Here is an 18,002-nt window from a genome sequence, read left to right as displayed (position 1 = left end):
GCCGCGTGGGACACTGACGACATGCCCATCCTCCACAAGGACATGCAGCTCTGCATCTCGCTCGCCGCCCGTCCGAGCAACATCGGCACCCGGTTCCACAACTTCCTCTACGACGAACTCGGGCTGGACTACGTCTACAAGGCGTTCACCGCGACAGACCTGCCCGGGGCGGTCGCGGGCATCCGGGCGCTCGGCATCCGCGGGTGCTCGGTGTCGATGCCGTTCAAGGAGGACGTGATCCCCCTCGTCGACGAACTCGAGGAGTCCGCGGCCGCGATCCGTTCGGTCAACACGATCGTCAACGACGCCGGGGTCCTCACCGCGTCGAACACCGACTACGAGGCCGTCGCCGCGCTGCTCGACTCGCACGGGGTCGACCGTGACGCTCGCGTGCTCCTGCGGGGCTCCGGCGGCATGGCGAAGGCGGTGACCGCGGCCTTCCGCGGTGCCGGGTTCGAGCACCTCACCGTGGTCGCCCGCAACGAGGCGACCGGCAGCGCCCTCGCGGACCAGTACGGGTACACGTGGGTGGGCGCCGAGGAGCAGGCCGGGGACGCCGACGTGCTCGTCAACGTCACCCCGCTCGGCATGCGCGGCGACCAGGAGGCGGCACTGTCCTTCGCCCCGGACCGCATCACCGCCGTGGGCACCGTCTTCGACGTGGTCGCGTTCCCCTCCGAGACCCCGCTCGTCCGGGCCGGCCGCGACGCCGGTGCGCACGTGATCACGGGCGCGGAGGTCATCGCCCTGCAGGCGGCACGCCAGTTCGAGCGGTACACGGGCGTCGCCCTGACCGCCGACCAGGTCGCACGCGCGAGCGCGTTCTCCCGCGAGGAGTAGGCGGGCGCGGCGGCGAGAGGCCACCGAATGCGCCGGACACCGCCGACTTCGCACGACGACGCCGCCGACTTCGGTGGCGTTTCGCACGTTCGGCGGCGTCTGGCGTCGATGGGGGCGTCGCGACCGGGAGGCACGTGGCGGGCCCGCACCGCGCCTCCCGTCCGCCGCAGACCGGCCCGCTACCGCGGCGAGATGCCGCCGAGTGCGCCGGACACCACCGAGTGCGCACGACGCCGCCGATTCCGGCGGCGTCTCACACGGACGGCGGTGTCTCGCGTCGATGCGGCGTCTCGCGGAGGGCTCAGTGGCTGCGCGCGCGACCGGCCGCGACCCAGCCGAGGCGGCGTGCCGTCTCGTGGTTGCGGAACCAGATGCCGGGCTGTGCGAGGAAGCCGGGAACGAGCGTCCCCGGGCCCTTCACGGGGTTCTCCCGCAGGGTGACACGGCAGCCGCGGGGGTGGGGTTCGACCTCGACCTCGACGCGGGCCTCCCCCACCGGCCAGCCGCGCGCCTGGATCACCATGCGTCGGGGCTCGTCGTACTCCAGGACGCTCGTCGTGTCGTTGATCACGAGCGGCCAGACGCCGAACGAGTGGTGCAGCTTCGTGCCGACCGCGGGCCAGCCGGGGTCCTCGCCGCGCATCCGGGACGCGCCGACCACCCACGTGGGGTAGAGCCAGCCGTCGCGGAGGACGTCGAAGACCTCCTCGGGCGTGCAGTGGATGATCCGGACGTTCTTCGCCATGTCAGCTCCTCGGTGCCAGGTCGACGTCCACCGGCAACCCGTAGGTGTGTCGGAGGGCGCTCTTCGCCGCGTGCCAGCCTGCCATGCCGTGCACCCCGGGACCGGGAGCCGCGGACTGCGACGCCAGGTACATCCCGCCGCCCATCCGCCACGGGTCACTCGAGAGCACGGGCCGCTTCACCAGCTGCCAGAAGCTCGCGGCACCGGCGGCGATGTCCCCGCCGGAGTAGTTCGGGTTGTACTGCTCCATGTCCTCGGCGGTCCGGCTGTTCGTCGCGACGATGGTGTCCCGGAAGCCCGGGGCGAACCGTTCGATCTGACGGATGACGGACTCCTGGTGGTCGACCGTCGAGCCGGCGGGGACGTGGGCGTACGCCCAGAAGACGTGTCCGCCCGCGGGGGCCCGGCTCGGGTCGACGACGGTCGGCTCGGAGCCCAGGACGTAGGGGCGGTCGGGGTCCTGACCGCGCGCGACCTGCGCCTCGGCCTCGGCGATCTCGGCGCGGGTGCCGCCGATGTGCACGGTGCCGGCGCGGTGGAGCTCGGGGTTCGTCCACGGCACCGGCTCGGACAGCGCGAAGTCCACCTTGGCCGCCGCGTTGCCGAACCGGAAGTGCCGCAGGGCGCCGCGCTTCGGTGCGGGCAGCTGGTTGCCGGCGATCCGGAGCATGGACGGGACGCTCGTGTCGAAGAACACGGCCTTGGCCGGGGTGAGGTCGCCGAGGGAGTGGACCTCCCGCCCGGTCTCGATCGTGCCGCCGTGTGCGACCAGGTCGGCGGCGAGCGCGTCGACGATCGCCTGGCTGCCGCCGATCGGCACCGGCCAACCGCGGGCGTGCGCGTACACGCCGAGCGACAGCGCTGCGGCCGCGGTGGCGAGCGAGGGCATGTGCTGGATGGAGTGCGCCGCGACACCGCTGATCATGGCCGGGGCGACGTCGTCGCGGAAGCGCAGGTTCCACGCGCGGGAGCCCTGCTCGAGCGCGCGGAGGCCGAACCGGGCGACGGTGACCGGGTGCCGCGGGACGTGCAGGAGGGCGTCCGTGGCGAAGTCGGAGACCTCGTCGGCGTGCGACACCAGTGGCGCCATCAGCTGCCGGTACGCACGGCCGTCGACTCCGAGCGCGTCGGCGGTGCGGTCGAGGTCCTGGTACGCGATGCCGGCACGGCCGCCGTCGAGCGGGTGACCGTACTGCACCTCGGGCAGCCGGAGCTCGATGCGCCGTTCCATCCCGAACGCCCGGAAGAACTCGGACTGCAGTGCCATCGGGTGCACGGCGGAGCAGACGTCGTGCAGGTACCCCGGAAGCGTGAGCTCCTTGGTCCGGGCCCCGCCGCCGATCGTGTCGTTCCGCTCGACGACCTCGACACTGAGGCCGGCCCGAGCGAGGGTGACCGCTGCGGCCAGCCCGTTCGGTCCGGCTCCGACGACCACCGCATCAACCATGCGGGCGAGCCTACGGAGCGACGGCTGGACACGGGTCGAGGCCCGCGTCCGGAACCGTGCGCGCGGTCAGCTCGTGGTGGTGTCCGCCTCGGCCGGGTCGGTGCCGTCGTCCGGTCCGTCCGCGTCCGGCTCGTCCGCGCCGACCGCGGTGCCGGATCCGACCGGGTGCTCGGCGACGAGGGTCGCGAAGTCCTCGTCGAGGAGCTGCTGCAGCCGTTCGTCGCGCCCGACCTCGTAGTCGTCCGCGGGCCGCTGGGCCCAGCCGAGACGGCCGACGACGGTCGTGCCGATGTCGTCCCACGCGCGGGCACGGGCGGCGAGGACGATGCCGTCGACGAAGTGCTGGTCGTCCCGGCGGGCGTCGAGGCGTCTGGCGAGTTCCTCGTACGTGGCCTCGCGGGTGCGGAGCTTGAGGTCGTCACCGCGCCGGTAGTCGTGCTGGTGCTGCGAGCGCCCGCCCTGCTTGCTCGACCGGACCCGGATCTCCCGCATCCGTTCGGCGTCGCCGCGCTGCTCCTCGGCCATCCGGTGCAGTTCCTGACGCGCGGCGTCGGCGATCAGGGCGTGGTCGAAGTACCCCTGGTCGCGCAGGGCGTTGGTGATGATGCGGTTCGCCACGGCGACGGTCACCGCTGCCCTGGCGATGAGGAACCCCTCGTCCACCGCGCGCTTCAGCTCGACCTGGCTGACGGGCCGATCGCGCACGTCGGGCTTGCGTCGTCCGAACAGTGCCATGCGTCGACGATACCGGCGACCGACGACGGTCCGCCTGGAGACGGAGACGGATCACCGCGTGGAGGGACGACGGCGGGTCCTGACGCGGGCAGCACCGGACGGGAGGCGCGGCACCCGCTGGCACCGGGCCTCCCGACCGTCACGTGGTTCCCTCCGTCACGTGGTTCCCTCCGTCGAGACGCCCCCCCTCGACGCACATCGCGCCCCGTCGGAACGGGACGCGATGTGCGTGCGGGGGGCGACCGGCAGGGCCGCCGGCTGACAGGCGCGGTGCGGTCAGGCCGCCCCGTGGCTGGCGCGGCTGCGACGCGACAGCGAGTCGATGATGACCGCGAGCAGCAGGACGGCTCCGGTGATCATGTAGCGGATCGACGAATCGAGGCTGAGCAGGGTGAGCCCGTTCGAGATCGACTGGATCACGATGATGCCGAGCAGCGCCGACCACGCGCTGCCGCGTCCGCCGAAGAGGCTCGTCCCGCCGATGACCGCCGCCGCGATCGCGTTGAGGTTCGTGTCACCGGCACCGGAGGACAGGCTGGCCGAGTTGAGCCGCGCGGCAGCCAGGATGCCGCCGATCGTGGCGAACAGCGACGTGAGCATGAACACCGAGATGTAGATGCGGTTCACCCGGATCCCGGAGCGGCGTGCGGCCTCGACATTGCCGCCGACCGCGAAGACCGAGCGGCCCCAGCGGGTGCGCTTGAGCAGGAAGTTCATCAGCACGACGAGCACCACGAAGAACACGAACGACGTGCCGGTGCCGAAGTCCCGCGACAGGTACCAGACCATCACCGCGAGCCCGATGAACAGGGCGGCGGACTTCGCGATCGTCAGGGACATCGCGCCGGTGGACAGGCCGGCACGGCGACGACGACCGGCGCGACGGACCTCGGTGACGAACAGTCCGCCGGCGGCGACCGCGGCGAGCACGTACGCCAGCCACGGCGGCAGGTACGACGCCGAGGCGAACTGCACGATCGGCGACGTGTAGGGCAGGTTGATCGAGCCGTTCGGGCCGAGGATGAGCAGCTGCAGGCCCAGGAACCCGAGCAGACCGGCCAGGGTGATGACGAAGCTCGGGACCCCGAAGCGGGTGAAGAGCAGACCGTAGAGCAGGCCGGCTGCCGCGCCGACCGCCAGTGCGACGACGATGACGAGCCACAGCGGCCAGCCGAGGGACGTCAGCCCCTGACCGAGGATCGCCGCCGCCAGTCCGCTGACGCTGCCGACGGACAGGTCGATCTCGCCGAGGAGCAGGACGAGGACGATGCCGATCGCGATGGTGCCGACCGCGGCACACTGCAGGGCGAGGTTGACCAGGTTGCCCGGGGACAGGAAGTCGGGCGACAGCGCCTGGAACACCGCCCAGATCACGATGAGGCCGACCACGACCGGCAGGGAGCCGATGTCGCCGCCCCGGACCCGCCGGACGAACGCCTTCGCGGCGCCGCCGAGGCCCTGGTCGCGGAGCAGCCGCTCGTCCTGCAGGTCGGCCGCCGACGGGGTCGGGGTCGATGCGGTGAGGGTCTCGTCGGTCTTGCTCATGCGCTGGTCTCCTGCTCGGTCCGGGCCGCGGCACGACGGGTGACGGCGTTGTCGGTCGCGCCGGTGATGGCCGCGATGATCTCCTCGTAGGAGACGTCGTCGATGCGGAAGGTGCCGTTGTTCCGACCGAGCCGCAGCACCGCGACCCGGTCGGCGACGGCCTGCACGTCGGCGAGGTTGTGGCTGATGAGGACGACGCCGAGGCCGCGCTCACGGAGGCGCTCGACGAGGTTGAGGACCTCGGCGGTCTGCGCGACGCCGAGCGCCGCGGTCGGTTCGTCGAGGATGACGACCTGCGGGTCACCGATCAGGGACCGGGCGATCGCGACGGTCTGCCGCTGCCCACCGGACAGCGACGCGATCGGGATGCGGACGGACGGGATCCGCGCGGCGAGCTGCTGCAGGAGCTCCCACGAGCGGCGTTCCATCTCCTCCTCGTCGAGGAAGGGATTGGCGATCTCCCGACCGAGGTACAGGTTCGACACCACGTCGAGGTTGTCGGCGAGGGCGAGGTCCTGGAAGACCGTGGCGATGCCGAGCGACTGGGCCGCTGCCGGGTTCGGGACGGTGACCTCGTCGCCGTTGAAGGTGATCGTGCCACCGTCCGGCGTGTAGACCCCGGCGAGGATCTTCACGAACGTCGACTTGCCGGCGCCGTTGTCGCCGACGATGGCGACGACTTCACCCGGGTAGACGTCGAAGTCGATCTCGCTGAGGGCCTGGACGGCACCGAACCGCTTGTCGATGCCGCGGAGGGACATCACGGGTTCGGTGGTGGGGTGTGCTGCTGGGGGCTCGATACTCACGGTGTCGTCCTCGATCGAAAGTGCGTGAGGGCCGCCCGGTCCGATCGGACCGGGCGGCCGGGGGTGTTCCTTACTCGATGCCGTTCTTCGAGCAGGCGCTCGCGTACTGCGAGGTGCACACCTGCGCGACCTCGTAGAGGCCGTCCTTGATGACGGTGTCCTGCACGTTGTCGGTGGTCACGGCGACCGGGTCGAGGAGGGTGGACTGCACGCTCGCGCCGCCCGCCGTCTTCGTGGTGGTGTCGCCCTTCGGGGTCTCACCCTTGGCGAACTGGATGGCCAGGTCGGCTGCCTTCGACGCCTCGGGCTTGAACGCCTTGTAGACGGTCATGTACTGCTCGCCCGAGAGGATGCGCTGGATGCCGGCGAGGGACGCGTCCTGGCCGGTGACGGGCGGGAGCTCGGAGACGCCCGCCGACTTCAGGGCCGCGATGACGCCGCCGCCGGTGTCGTCGTTGGCGGCGTAGACGCCGGTGATCTTGTCCGCACCGAGCTTGCTGATCTGCCCGGCGGCCCAGTCCTGTGCCTTGGCGGGGTCCCATCCGGGGGTGTCGTACTCGGCGAGGACCTTGTACCCGCTGTCGTCGATCGCCTTGTGGGCACCGGCCTTGAACTGCGAGGCGTTGTTGTCCGTGGGCGAACCGTTCACCATGATGATGCCCGAGCCTTCGGGGACGTTCTTCGCCTTGAGGGCCTTGACGAGCGCCTCGCCCTGCAGCTGGCCGACCTTCTCGTTGTCGAACGAGATGTAGTAGCTGAGGTCGGGGCTGTTGATCAGCCGGTCGTAGGAGATGACCGGCACCTTCTTGGCCTTGGCCTGCTGCACGATCGATGCCGCTGCCTCACCGTCGAACGGGTCGAGGACCAGGACCTTGACGCCCTGCGTGAGCATCGACTGCGCCTGCTGCAGCTGCTTGGACGCGTCGCCGTCGGCGTTCGCGTAGACGACGGAGCAGCCGCTGCACTGCTTCTTCACCTCGGCGGTGAAGAGCGGGCGGTCGGCGCTGGCGTAGCGGGCCGTGACGGAGTCGGGCAGGAGCAGGCCGATCTTGGCCGTGGAGGCGTCGCCCCCGCCGCCGCCGGAACCCGTCCCCGCGTCGGCTCCGTTCGAACAGCCCGCCAGGGTGGTGATCGCGAGCAGGAGGGCGCCGACGCCCAGCATGGCTCGTGTGGTGGCTTTCTTCATCGAAATGTCCTCCAACAGGTGGACCGCCCACGTTGGCGGTGACCTGAGTGTGCCAGCGGCGGTTCTTGGCTGCAAGAGTTGAACGCAAGGGTGCGGTGCCGTGACGAAATCGTTATCAAGTCACCGCGAGTGGCGAACGTCCACCGCTTCGATCGCGACCGCCAACGCCCCGGTCACCGCGGCCTTCTCGCCGAGTTGGCCCTGCACGACGTCCGGGGTGCCGTCCGCGTCGACGATGAGCATCGACTCGAGGGCGTGCCGCATCGGGCCGAGGAGCAGCTCCCCGGCACGGGCGAACTCCCCGGTCACCACGAGCCGCTCCGGGTCGAGCACGTTGCACAGCCCCACCGCCGCCGTGCCGATCGCCCGGCCGGCGTCCGCGATCGCCCGGATGCACACCGGGTCGCCCGACATCGCACGGAGGATCAGGTCGGCCGTCTTCAGGGTGCCGACCTCGTCGCGGACGCCCTCGAGCACCGCGGGGGCACCGGCCACCGCCTCCAGGCAGCCGCGGTTGCCGCAGCGGCAGATCGGGCCGTGCGGGACGACGGGCGTGTGCCCGAACTCCCCCGCGACGCCGTGGTGCCCGCGGAACAACCGTCCGTCCAGGATCAGACCGGCCCCGATGCCGTTGCCGACGTCCAGCGTGATCACCGTGTCCCGCCCTCGGGCCGCCCCGCTCCGGTGCTCCGCGAGCGCCGACAGGTTCGCCGAGTTGTCGACCTGCACGGGCTTGCCGACCCGCCGCTCGAGCGACTGCCCGATCGGCAGACCGTCCCAGCCGCGGAGGATGCCACCACGGGCGGTCATGCCGGTCCGCCGGTCGATCGGCGCCGCGACGGCCAGACCGACGGCCAGCACCTCGTCCATCGACGACTCCACCGACTCGGCCATGTCCATCACGAGCAGCGCGGTCTTGTCGAGCTCGGCGTCGGCCCGGTGGTCGCGGGCCAGGGGCATGTGCCGCTCGGCCAGGACGGTCCCGTTGAGGTCGGACAGCGCCAAGCGCAGGTGCCGGGGCGAGACGTGCACGCCGGCGACCAGACCGAGACCGTGCGGCAGCGTCACCCGCAGTGCCCGGCGCCCGCTCGAGGTGCTCGGCGTCGCATGCAGGGCGCCGGTGGCGACGAGTTCCTTGACGATGTTCGACACGGTCGCGGGGCTGAGGCCGGTCGCGCCGGCCAGCTCGACCTGCGTCAGGCCGCCGTGCCGCTTGACCGCCGCCACGACTCGACCCCGGTTGGCTTCACGCAGTGAAGCTTGGCTGCCCGGACTCCGTCGTGGCTCTGACACGGGGACAGCGTAACGGGCGGCCCGTCACGGCCGGCTCGTGACGGACGGGAGGCGCGGTGCCCGCTGGCACCGCGCCTCCCGTCCGTTCGTGGTCGCGTCGGGACCTAGGGCTTCGTGATGAAGCCCTCCTTCACCATCCACTCGAACGCCACGTCCGCGGGCTCGCGCCCCTCGACGTCGACCTGCCGGTTGAGTTCCTGCAGCACCGCGTCGGTGAGCTTCGGCGAGATCTGGTCGTAGACCCCCTCGAGTTGCGGGTACTGCTCGAGCGCGGAGCTGGAGAGCACCGGCGCCACGTTGTAGGCCGGGAAGAAGCCCTGGTCGTCCTCGAGCACCTGCAGTCCGAGCGACTTGATGCGCCCGTCCGTGGTGAACACCTCACCGAAGTTGCACGTGCCGCGGTCGGTCGCCGTGTACACGGTGCCGGTGTCGAGGATGTCGACGTTGCCCTTCGGGATCGCTCCGTCGCCGGAGCCGCCGAGGGTCATGCCGTACTTCGCGAGCATCGGCTTGAACCCGTCGGCGCGCGAGTTGAACTCGGACTCCACGCAGAACGTGCGCTGATCGGCGGGCAGGTCGGCGATCTGCGACAGCTTCGTGATGCCGTCGAGGTCCTTGACGGCTTCCTTCCGCACCGCGAACGCGTACGTGTTGTTCATCGGTGCCGGCTTCAGCCAGGTGAGCCCGTTGCCGGCGTCCTCGTCCTTGACGGCCTGCCACTGCTCCGTCTTGTCCGGGATCCCTTGCTTGTGCGCCATGAAGGTCAGCCAGGCGGTGCCGGTGTACTCGTACGTCATGTCGGCGTCGTGCGAGGTCATCAGCTGACGGACCGCCACCGAGCCCGGCACGTTCGTCTCGTCGGTGACGTCGAAGCCCGCGGCCGAGGCAGCGAGGACCGCGATCTTGCCGAGGACGAGCTGCTCGGTGAAGTTCTTCGACGTGACCGTGAGCGGTGCGTCCTCGGGCAGGTCGTCGATGTGCTCGATCGTGCCGGGTGCGGCGGCGGGCACGAACGCGGCTGCGGGCTGCAGACCACAGCCGGCCAGGAGGCTCGTGGTCGCGCCCGCCAGGACGACGGCGGCGAGCAGACGGCGGGCTCGGCGGCCCGGGGAGCGCGTGCGGCGGGTCATCGGAGTCCCTTCGGTCGGGCGAACGTCTCGACGATGCGGCCGAGCCAGTCGATGGAGAGGGCGAGGAGCGCGATGAGGAGCGCCCCGGAGACGAGGACCTTCGGCAGGAACAGGTTCACGCCGGTGGTGATGAGCAGCCCGAGGCCGCCCGCACCGATGAAGGTCGCGAGGGCGGCCGACCCGACCAGGAGCACGAGCGCGGTGCGGATGCCCGCGAGCATGACGGGGACGGCGAGCGGCAGTTCGACCTTGAGCAGGACGGCGGCAGCGCTCATGCCCATGCCCCGACCGGCCTCGACGAGCCGGGCGTCGACGCTCTCGATGCCGATGATCGTGTTCCGGAGCACCGGCAGGATCGCGTACAGGACGAGCGCGACGACGGCGGCCCAGAACGTGAACCCGAGCCAGAAGGCCAGGAGCACGACGAGTCCGACGGCGGGTGCGGCCTGCCCGAAGTTGGCGACGGCCAGGATCGCCCCGCTCGCCTTCCGCAGGGGGCCGCGCGTGAGTGCGATGCCGAGCGGGATGGCGATGACGAGCACGATGACGGTGGACACCACGGTGAGCATGAGGTGCTGCCACGTGAGGTCGAGCAGGCCGGACGGGTTGAGGGTGCTGCGCTCACTGGGGGTCAGGTCCGCGGTGGCGAGCCAGACCGCGAACGCCCCGAGGACCACCAGGATCGCGACCGGCTGGATCACCAGTCCGCGCCAGCTGGTCCGTTCCCCGGTCGCCGGGGACGCGGTGACGACGTCGCTCACCGGTCGTCCCGGCCGTCGGAGCGTGCCGCGTCGGTGGCGAGCGAGTCGTCGGCCGACCCGGCGGGCTCGTCACCGAGGTCGGCGGGGGTGCTCGGCATCGTCCCGATGGGGTTCGTGTTCGTCCCGACCGGCGTGTACGCCTGGTCCTCCGCCGCCGCAGCACGGGTGCGGGTGATGGCGTCCATCACCGTCTCGACCGTGATGACGCCTCGGAACGCGTCCCGACGACCGGTCACCAGGGCGGCGCCGGCACTCGAGACGAGCATGGTGTCGAGCGCGTCGTTCAGGGTCGAGGCCTCGGAGACGACGGGCAGGTTCGCCTCGATGCCCTCCGGGATCCGGTCCAGGCGCTCGAGCTGGCGGCGCGACGGCCACCCGATCGGACGCTGACGCCGGTCGACGACGACGGCGTGCCCGTGTCCGCCGGCCTCGCGCATGCGCTGGAGCACGGCCTCGGTCTGCTCGCCCGGTGAGCAGGTGACGGCGTCGGCCAGTCCGACCTCGCGGACGCGGGTCAGGGTCAGCTGCTTGAGGCCGGCACCCGAGCCGATGAAGTTCTCCACGAACTCGTTCGCGGGTTCGGCGAGGATCCGCTCCGGGGAGTCGTACTGCACGATGTGTGCACCCTCGGAGAACACCACGATCCAGTCACCGAGCTTCACGGCCTCGTCGAAGTCGTGGGTGACGATGACGATCGTCTTGTGGAGCTCCGCCTGGATGCGGATGAGCTCGTCCTGCAGGCGCTGCCGGGTGATCGGGTCGACGGCACCGAACGGCTCGTCCATGAGCAGCACGGGCGGGTCGGCTGCCAGGGCACGGGCGACCCCGACACGCTGCTGCTGTCCGCCGGAGAGCTCACGGGGGTATCGGTCGCGGTAGGTGTCCGGGTCGAGGGAGACCAGGTCGAGCAGTTCGTCGACCCGGGCGGCGATCTTGTCCTTCGACCAGCCGAGCATCTTCGGCACGACCGCGATGTTCGCCGCGACCGTCATGTGCGGGAAGAGTCCGCCGGCCTGGATGACGTAGCCCATCCGGCGACGCAGTTCGTCGCCGTCGATCTTGGTCACGTCGTCGTCGCCGACCACGATGCGACCCTCGGTCGGCTCGATGAGCCGGTTGATCATCTTCAGCGTGGTGGTCTTGCCGCAGCCCGAGGGGCCGACGAGCATCACGATCTTGCCGGCCGGGATCTCGAGCGTGATGCCGTCGACCGCGGGCTTCGCCTGGCCCGGGTACCGCTTGGTGACCTGGTCGAGCAGGATGCTCCGACCGGTGACGTCGGAGTCGGGCGCGGTGGTCGGGGAGTCAGTGCTGGACACGGATACCTCTCGAGGTGGTCAGGCGGCCGAGGCCGAGGAGCAGGAGGTCGAGCACCAGGGCGAGCAACACGACGCCCACGGTCCCGACGATCACGGAGTTGAGCGAGTTCGCGCCACCGAGGCGGGACAGTCCGGAGAAGATGAAGCTGCCGAGTCCCGGCCCGAGTGCGTACGCGGCGACCGCGGCGACGCCCATCACCATCTGCGCGGAGACCCGCACGCCGGTGAGGATGATCGGCCACGCCATCGGCAGTTCGACCTGCACCAGGGTGCGGAAGCGGCTCATGCCGATGCCGCGCGCCGACTCGACGACGGCCGGTGGGATCTCGTTGAGCCCGACGACGGCGTTGCGGAGGATCGGCAGCGCAGCGAAGAAGGTCACCGTGACGACGGACGGCACGACGCCGAACCCGAGCGGCACGAGCAGCAGACCGATGACCGCGAAGGAGGGCAGCGTCAGACCGATCGTGGAGACCTCGTTCGCGGCGGAACGCAGGCCGGGTACCCGGTAGACGAGCGCCGCGAGGACCACGGCGATGACGGTCGCGAGCACGACGCACTGGACCACCAGCGAAAAGTGCTGCCAGGACGAGAACCAGATCTGGTCCCATCGCTCGGCGATGTACTGGAACACCGGTTCTGCACTCCCTCGGGTCGGCAGTCCGGCCCACGGATCGGGGGACGGACGGCCTCCAAGCTACGCAGATGCTCAGCCCAGGCGGGCCCGCCGTCACGTGATCGCCGCTTCCCCGCCACGACAAGTGCGGAGGGAAGCCCTGGTCAGGGCGCCATCACCGAGCTGATCCTGGGAGGTCTGTAACGATCTCAGCCGAGGACGGGTACGGCCCCCGAGTGTGCACGGAGCGCGGATGCTCGTCCCGCGACCCGGTCGGACTCCTGCAGGGCGACCCGCTCTGCCGTGAGCAGCAGCCCGGAGACCTGCTCAGCGGTGCGCCCGGCGCTGTCGTTCCAGCGGGTGAGGTCACGCACGCGGCCCATCCGGATGTCCGGCGCGGGGCACCAGGTCACCGGCGATCCCTCGGCCGCCGCGAGTGCGTGCCAGACGAGGTCCAGGGAGCGCTGCACCGGCTGCGAGTGCACGGCGTGCGGCCCACCCGCGGCGTCGACGACGGCCCCGACCAGGCACGCGCCGACGAGGGGACGGCCGGCCACCTCCGTCGCGGCGGCACTCGACGCGGTCCGGGTCCGTCCCCGGTCGTCGACGTAGGCGAACCACGCGTGCTGGATCCACCCGCGGTCGACGACCGCGCGGGCGTCCGACAGCACGCGCTGCAGGTCGGACAGCTCGACGAGGTCGGCATCGAGCCGACGCAGCTGCGCCGCGGTGCGTCGGGCGGCGAGGTGGTCGAGGACCCGACGGACCCGGCCGCGTGGCGCGGTCCGGGAGGAGGGGGAGGCGTCGGTGGCGACGTCGTGCTGGACGCGGAACTCGAGGGTCATGAGGCCCCTCCCGATCTTCACGTGCACGGATTGGTGTGGGGAGACGGTAACCCCGTGGTCGCGCTCGCGGTAGCCCCCGTCTCGACGACGTGCGCGAACCGGAGCAGGTCGTCAGTCGTCGAGCACGTCGTCGATCGCGCGGCGCGCGACCGTGCGGAAGGACGGCTCGTCACTGACTGCGAGCGCCGACGCGATCGACACGGCCCAGCCGCGGGCCCGCCCCCAGGAGTGCTCGTCCAGGCTGGCGTCCTGCGCGGTGACCCGGGCGCGGAAGGCGGTCCGGGCCTCCCGGTCGAGCGTCAACCAGGCGGTCGCGAGGTCGACGGCGGAATCTCCCGCCGTCACGTCACCGAAGTCGACGACCGCGGACAGGTGGTCGCCCCGCGGGCCGGTCTCGACGAGCAGGTTGAACGGGTGCAGGTCACCGTGCACCCAGACGGGAGGCCCGGCAGCCACCGACAGGTCGGCCGCCGTCCGCCAGGCGGTCGCCAGCTCCTCGGCGCGCGGGACCGGTCCGGACCCGAGTCGTTCCAGGACGGCGTCCGTCCGGGTGTGGAGGGGCACGGCCCGGACCGCGTTCGGCGGGGCGTCGTCCGGGGCCGGCACGTGCAGAGCGGAGACGAAGTCGGCGAGCGCCTCCCCGACCCCCGGTCCGCCGGCGTCACTGCCGAGCGTCCTGCCCGGGAACCAGGGCACGACGCTCCAGGCCCACGGGTAGCCGAGGGCGGGGCGACCGGCGCGGAGCGGCACGGGGACGGGCACCACGGCACCGACCAGGCGGGCGAGCTCCGGCAGCCAGCGCTGTTCGTGCTCGACGAGCACCGCGGCGGCGGAGCGTCGGGGCATGCGGACGGCCAGGTCGGCGCCGAGGCGGACGACCACGTTGTCCCAGCCGGAGGCGACGACGGCCAGCGGTCGGTCGGCGAGGTCGGGGTGCTGGTCGACGAGCAGCGCGCGGACGAGTGCGGTGTCGACCTCGACCTCGGCTGCTGGTGTGGGCACCTCGCGATGGTAACCGGGCGGTCGTCCGGGTTCGTGTCGTACCGTGCCCGCATGCATGGATGGCGCACGCCCGCACGGTGGGCCAGGACCGGGCGATGGCTGCTCGTGCCGATCGCCGTGCTCGACTGGTTCTCGCTCGTGCCGCAGCCCGTGTTCGTCGCGGCCTTCGCGCTCGCGGTCGTCGGGCTGGTGGGCACGGGGGCGGCGCTCGTCGTCCGGATGCTCGGCGGTCGCCGGGGCACGATGGCCGCCCTCGGGGTCGTGCTGCTCCTCGGCGGGCTGGCGATGTTCGGGCTCGACCCGTTCCCGGGCTCGGTGCCGTTCCTCGACCCGTGGTGGCCGGACATCGTCACGCAGCCGCAGCACGTCGCCAGTGCGTACTGGCAGCTCGCTGCGCTCGGCGTCGTGCTGACCGGGTTCGGGATGCTCGCGACCCTGCTCGTGGCGGCGTTCGCGGGGAAGCCCGGCGCACAGACGCGCTGATCAGCCGGGTCGGTACCGGGTGACGACCTCAGTGCGAGGCGCCGACCTCAGTACCGGCTGACGACTTCAGTACCGGCTGACGACTTCAGTGCCGGGTGACGACGACGAGCGTCAGGTCGGTCGCCGGGTCGCCCTCGGGCAGCAGCGTACGGACGTGCTCGACCGCCGCCGTGCCGTCGGGCTGTGCGGCGACGAGGGCCGCGATCGCTTCGGGCCCCTCGACGCCGGGCACGGTCGACCACGCGTCGGAAGCCAGCACGAGCCGGTCGCCGGCTGCCAGCTCGACCGACAGCGTCGACCGGGCGCCGGGGTTCGACGCGGTACCGAGCCCGACGGGCAGCTCGGTGGACCGCACCGGACGGACGCTGCCGTCGGCGCTGACGACCACCGCGGTGCCGAGCCCGGCGTCCACCAGGTCGACGCGCCCGGTCGTCGGGTCGAGCCGTGCGTGCACCAGCTCGGCGACCGCGTCGGCGACCCGGAGGTCGGGGGCGACCTGGGCCTCCAGTCCGGCGACCGCCTCGGCGATCGGGAGGCCGGTCCGCGCGGCCAGTGCCCCACGGACGTCGGCCGCGAGGAGCGACGAGACGCGTCCGGCGACCACCGCGCCGACCGTCAGGTGCAGGGCGCCGTCGGGGGCGACCCGCCAGTCGGTGAGCCCGCCACCGCCGTCCGGGCGTTGGACGGCGAGCGTCGCGACGTCGTGGCCGGGGACCGACAGCGGGTCCGGCACCAGCGCCGCGCGCACCCTGGTGAGTCGGTCACGCTCGAGCGCGTACCCGAGTTCGCGTTCGGCCCAGCGCGCCAGGTCGCGCAGCAGGGCGAGGTCCGTCGCCGAGAAGGCGCGCGGCTGCGCGTCCATGATGCAGAGCGTGCCCACTCGGGTGCCGTCGAGCATCGAGAGCGGCGCGCCGGCGTAGAAGCGGATGCCGTGCTCGGCGACGGCCGCGGTGTGCGCGAACCGCGGGTCGAGCGTCGTGTCCGGGATCACCAGCGGCTCCGGCGTGAGCACGGTCGTCGCGCAGAACTGCTCGTTCGCCGGCACGCTCGTGCCCTGGTTCCACCCGAAGGTCGACTGCGTGGTGACGAGGTCGTGGTGCACGAGGTTGAGGAACGTCAGCGGTACCCCGAACGCGTCGTGCGTCATCCGGGTGATCCGGTCGAAGCGTTCCTCCGGGCCTGCACCGAGGACGTCGAGCGCCTCGATCAGGGCCGTGCGGCGGTCGACCTCCTGCGGTGTGCTCACCCCTCCTGTCTACGCGACGCCGCGTCCAGGAACCAGTCCCTCGGGTGGGGGTCGGCGGTGAGCTGCCGGCGTGGACCGGTCGGCGCGGCCCACTCGGCGGCGTTCGCCAGGACCCGCTGGATGTCGGAGTGGTGGTACACCGGGTACTCCTGGTCGCCGGGCGAGAAGTAGAACACCCTGCCCAGCCCGCGACGGTAGGCGACGCCCGAGCGGAACACCTCTCCGCCGGCGAACGTCGACAGGAAGACCTCTTCGTCCGGGCGCGGGATGTCGAAGTACTCGCCGTACATCTCCTGGCGGTCGATGACGATCGGGTGCGGGACCCCGGCGGCGATCGGGTGCTCGGGTGCGATCGTCCAGACCAGCTCGCGCTCCCCGTCGTTGCGCCACTTCAGCGAGCAGGTCGTGCCCATCAGCCGGGTGAACGGCTTCGAGTAGTGGCCGGAGTGCAGCACCACCAGCCCCATGCCGGCGTGCACGTGCCGGACGACGCGGTCCACGACCTCGTCGGCGACCTCGTCGTGGGCGATGTGGCCCCACCAGAACAGGACGTCGGTGGCGGCCAGGCGCTCCTCGGTCAGGCCGTGCTCCGGCTCCTGCAGCGTGGCGGTCGTGACGGTGTGGGCGGAGGGGAGCCGCGCCTCCAGGCCGGCGGCGACGACGGTGTGGATGCCGTCGGGGTAGTGCTCGCGGACGGTCTCGTCACCGCGGGTCTCGTGGACGTTCTCGTTCCAGACGACGATGTTCATGCGACGACCTCCACTTCGTGGCCGGCCTGCGCCGACGCGTAGACGGCGTCGACGACCCGCGTGCGGTGCAGCGCGAACTCGCCGTGGTGGCCCTCGTGCGTGCCGGACCGGATGGTGGCGAGGAACTCCTCGATGACGCGCTGGTGGTGGCCTGCCGGGACGTGCACGGCGGGCCGGGTGACCGCTGGGACGCCGTCGATGTCGGAGTACAGCTCGACCGTGCCCTCGGTGGCGTAGTTCCGGACGAACAGCCGGGCACCGCCGGTCGAGCCGAGGAGCTCGACCTCGATGTCCTCGTCGTCCTTGGAGTAGGACGCCCACGACGCCTGCAGCTGCAGGCTCGAGCCGTCCTCGAAGCGGAGCAGGGCGTTCGCGAAGTCCTCGACGTCGAACGGGCGACCGGTCGCACCGGAGACGGGTCCGCCGCCGGTGCTGCCACCGCGTCCGGCCGTGCCGAGCTCGTTGTACGCGACGGCGCTGACGGCCACGACGCGGGGCTCGCCCATCAGGTGCATCGCGATGTCGAGGACGTGCGAACCGAGGTCGATGAGCGGACCGCCACCGGCTGCGTCCTTGTTCGTGAACCACGACGTGATGCCGGGGATGCCGGAGCGTCGTCGCCAGCTCGCCCGGGCGTGGTAAACGTGCCCGAGCGGGCTGTCCTGCCCTTCGACGGGGCGGACGTGGTCGGCCAGGAACTGCACGTCGGCGCGGCGGCGGTGGTTGTAGGCGACCTCGAGCACGCGGTCGTTCGCCAGGGCGGCGTCGACCATCGCCTGCGCCTCGGCACCCGTGGTCGCGAGGGGCTTCTCGCAGAAGACGTGCTTGCCGCTCTCGAGCGCGGCGATGGCGATCGGGGCGTGCAGGGAGTTCGGTACGCCGATCGACACGATGTCCAGGTCGTCACGGGCGACCAGGTCCTGCCAGTCCGGGTACGTGTCCGGCACCTGGCGGGTCTCGGCGAGCTCGTGGAGCCGGTCGGTCTCCTTGCCCGCGAGCGCCACCACCTCGGTGCCGGGGAGTGCGGTGTAGGCGTCGAGATGCGTCGTCCCGGCGAACCCGAGCCCGACCACCCCCACGCGCAGCGTCTTCGATGCGTCCGTCGTCTGCGACATGTCGACCACGCTACCCAAGATCAGATCGAATCGATACGAGGAACTGGTGCTGGTGTTTTCTGATCGTTTGACCTACCTTCAGATCACATTCGCGCAGGTTCCGACACCAGGGGTGTCGATCCGCACCCGCGCCGAGGAC

At 71.6% G+C, this 18,002-nt stretch carries 18 protein-coding genes; 2 read left to right on the top strand and 16 right to left on the bottom strand.

The window, feature by feature from the left end; translation table 11 throughout:
- The first annotated feature begins 21 nt into the window (after positions 1-21).
- Positions 22-840: a shikimate 5-dehydrogenase gene (locus DEJ33_RS01405; RefSeq protein ID WP_111194219.1), complete on the top strand. Its 819-nt coding sequence runs from the start codon at positions 22-24 to the stop codon at positions 838-840.
- A 301-nt stretch (positions 841-1,141) separates the two neighbouring features.
- Here the strand turns inward: DEJ33_RS01405 and DEJ33_RS01400 are convergent, their stop codons facing one another.
- From DEJ33_RS01400 to DEJ33_RS01340, 13 genes are all read right to left on the bottom strand, one after another.
- On the bottom strand, positions 1,142-1,585 hold the full coding sequence (locus tag DEJ33_RS01400; protein WP_111078378.1) for an SRPBCC family protein: 444 nt from the start codon (positions 1,583-1,585) through the stop codon (positions 1,142-1,144).
- 1 nt (position 1,586) lies between these two features.
- Complete coding sequence (locus DEJ33_RS01395) at positions 1,587-3,032, bottom strand: NAD(P)/FAD-dependent oxidoreductase (protein ID WP_111078377.1); 1,446 nt, start codon at positions 3,030-3,032, stop codon at positions 1,587-1,589.
- Between the two features lie 66 nt (positions 3,033-3,098).
- Complete coding sequence (locus DEJ33_RS01390; RefSeq protein ID WP_111194144.1) at positions 3,099-3,767, bottom strand: hypothetical protein; 669 nt, start codon at positions 3,765-3,767, stop codon at positions 3,099-3,101.
- 276 nt (positions 3,768-4,043) lie between these two features.
- A complete protein-coding gene (locus DEJ33_RS01385; RefSeq protein WP_111078375.1) occupies positions 4,044-5,312 on the bottom strand; it encodes a sugar ABC transporter permease in 1,269 nt (422 codons plus the stop codon).
- Positions 5,309-6,073, bottom strand: a complete 765-nt coding sequence (locus DEJ33_RS01380; RefSeq protein WP_111194143.1) for an ATP-binding cassette domain-containing protein — start codon at positions 6,071-6,073, stop codon at positions 5,309-5,311. The genes DEJ33_RS01385 and DEJ33_RS01380 overlap by 4 nt, the downstream gene beginning before the upstream one ends.
- A 115-nt stretch (positions 6,074-6,188) precedes the next feature.
- Entirely contained in the window at positions 6,189-7,304 is a 1,116-nt protein-coding gene (locus DEJ33_RS01375; RefSeq protein WP_111194142.1) for a sugar ABC transporter substrate-binding protein, read from the bottom strand.
- Positions 7,305-7,424: 120 nt separating this feature from the next.
- The gene (locus tag DEJ33_RS01370) at positions 7,425-8,597 is read right to left on the bottom strand and encodes an ROK family transcriptional regulator (RefSeq protein ID WP_111078372.1); all 1,173 of its coding nucleotides are present in this window, start codon (positions 8,595-8,597) and stop codon (positions 7,425-7,427) included.
- A gap of 104 nt (positions 8,598-8,701) precedes the next feature.
- Positions 8,702-9,727: a glycine betaine ABC transporter substrate-binding protein gene (locus DEJ33_RS01365; RefSeq protein WP_111194141.1), complete on the bottom strand. Its 1,026-nt coding sequence runs from the start codon at positions 9,725-9,727 to the stop codon at positions 8,702-8,704.
- Positions 9,724-10,488 (bottom strand): ABC transporter permease, encoded by a 765-nt coding sequence (locus DEJ33_RS01360; protein ID WP_111194140.1) that lies wholly within the window; start codon positions 10,486-10,488, stop codon positions 9,724-9,726. The genes DEJ33_RS01365 and DEJ33_RS01360 overlap by 4 nt, the downstream gene beginning before the upstream one ends.
- Positions 10,485-11,807, bottom strand: a complete 1,323-nt coding sequence (locus DEJ33_RS01355) for an ABC transporter ATP-binding protein (RefSeq protein WP_111194139.1) — start codon at positions 11,805-11,807, stop codon at positions 10,485-10,487. Before DEJ33_RS01355 ends, DEJ33_RS01360 begins: the two co-directional genes overlap by 4 nt.
- Entirely contained in the window at positions 11,794-12,441 is a 648-nt protein-coding gene (locus DEJ33_RS01350; RefSeq protein WP_111078370.1) for an ABC transporter permease, read from the bottom strand. Before DEJ33_RS01350 ends, DEJ33_RS01355 begins: the two co-directional genes overlap by 14 nt.
- Positions 12,442-12,632: 191 nt before the next feature.
- A complete protein-coding gene (locus DEJ33_RS01345; RefSeq protein ID WP_111043558.1) occupies positions 12,633-13,268 on the bottom strand; it encodes a hypothetical protein in 636 nt (211 codons plus the stop codon).
- Between the two features lie 111 nt (positions 13,269-13,379).
- Entirely contained in the window at positions 13,380-14,270 is an 891-nt protein-coding gene (locus DEJ33_RS01340) for an aminoglycoside phosphotransferase family protein (protein ID WP_111194138.1), read from the bottom strand.
- 51 nt (positions 14,271-14,321) lie between these two features.
- On the opposite strand from DEJ33_RS01340, the gene DEJ33_RS01335 reads away from it, so the two are divergent.
- Positions 14,322-14,753, top strand: a complete 432-nt coding sequence (locus tag DEJ33_RS01335) for a hypothetical protein (RefSeq protein WP_146242502.1) — start codon at positions 14,322-14,324, stop codon at positions 14,751-14,753.
- Between the two features lie 85 nt (positions 14,754-14,838).
- Here DEJ33_RS01335 and DEJ33_RS01330 read toward each other — a convergent pair whose 3' ends face one another.
- Genes DEJ33_RS01330 through DEJ33_RS01320 form a run of 3 tightly spaced genes read right to left on the bottom strand, consistent with a single transcriptional unit; the run spans position 14,839 to position 17,863 of the window.
- A complete protein-coding gene (locus tag DEJ33_RS01330; RefSeq protein WP_111078363.1) occupies positions 14,839-15,999 on the bottom strand; it encodes a PP2C family protein-serine/threonine phosphatase in 1,161 nt (386 codons plus the stop codon).
- Positions 15,996-16,748 (bottom strand): ThuA domain-containing protein, encoded by a 753-nt coding sequence (locus DEJ33_RS01325; protein ID WP_111078362.1) that lies wholly within the window; start codon positions 16,746-16,748, stop codon positions 15,996-15,998. The genes DEJ33_RS01330 and DEJ33_RS01325 overlap by 4 nt, the downstream gene beginning before the upstream one ends.
- Positions 16,745-17,863, bottom strand: coding sequence for a Gfo/Idh/MocA family protein (locus DEJ33_RS01320; RefSeq protein ID WP_111078455.1), 1,119 nt, complete (start codon positions 17,861-17,863; stop codon positions 16,745-16,747). The genes DEJ33_RS01325 and DEJ33_RS01320 overlap by 4 nt, the downstream gene beginning before the upstream one ends.
- Positions 17,864-18,002: the final 139 nt, after the last annotated feature.

The organism is Curtobacterium sp. MCPF17_047 (genome assembly GCF_003234045.1).
Classification (GTDB): domain Bacteria; phylum Actinomycetota; class Actinomycetes; order Actinomycetales; family Microbacteriaceae; genus Curtobacterium.
Note: the sequence above shows the minus strand (reverse complement) of the source record. Positions and strands in the feature narration are given on the sequence as shown.

Coding starts and splice junctions, on each gene's coding strand:
- DEJ33_RS01385 (WP_111078375.1), bottom strand. CDS start 5,312: ATGAGCAAGACCGACGAGACCCTCACCGCATCGACCCCGACCCCGTCG.
- DEJ33_RS01345 (WP_111043558.1), bottom strand. CDS start 13,268: ATGACCCTCGAGTTCCGCGTCCAGCACGACGTCGCCACCGACGCCTCC.
- DEJ33_RS01365 (WP_111194141.1), bottom strand. CDS start 9,727: ATGACCCGCCGCACGCGCTCCCCGGGCCGCCGAGCCCGCCGTCTGCTC.
- DEJ33_RS01405 (WP_111194219.1), top strand. CDS start 22: ATGCCCATCCTCCACAAGGACATGCAGCTCTGCATCTCGCTCGCCGCC.
- DEJ33_RS01325 (WP_111078362.1), bottom strand. CDS start 16,748: ATGAACATCGTCGTCTGGAACGAGAACGTCCACGAGACCCGCGGTGAC.
- DEJ33_RS01400 (WP_111078378.1), bottom strand. CDS start 1,585: ATGGCGAAGAACGTCCGGATCATCCACTGCACGCCCGAGGAGGTCTTC.
- DEJ33_RS01335 (WP_146242502.1), top strand. CDS start 14,322: ATGCATGGATGGCGCACGCCCGCACGGTGGGCCAGGACCGGGCGATGG.
- DEJ33_RS01395 (WP_111078377.1), bottom strand. CDS start 3,032: ATGGTTGATGCGGTGGTCGTCGGAGCCGGACCGAACGGGCTGGCCGCA.
- DEJ33_RS01320 (WP_111078455.1), bottom strand. CDS start 17,863: ATGTCGCAGACGACGGACGCATCGAAGACGCTGCGCGTGGGGGTGGTC.
- DEJ33_RS01380 (WP_111194143.1), bottom strand. CDS start 6,073: ATGTCCCTCCGCGGCATCGACAAGCGGTTCGGTGCCGTCCAGGCCCTC.
- DEJ33_RS01390 (WP_111194144.1), bottom strand. CDS start 3,767: ATGGCACTGTTCGGACGACGCAAGCCCGACGTGCGCGATCGGCCCGTC.
- DEJ33_RS01375 (WP_111194142.1), bottom strand. CDS start 7,304: ATGAAGAAAGCCACCACACGAGCCATGCTGGGCGTCGGCGCCCTCCTG.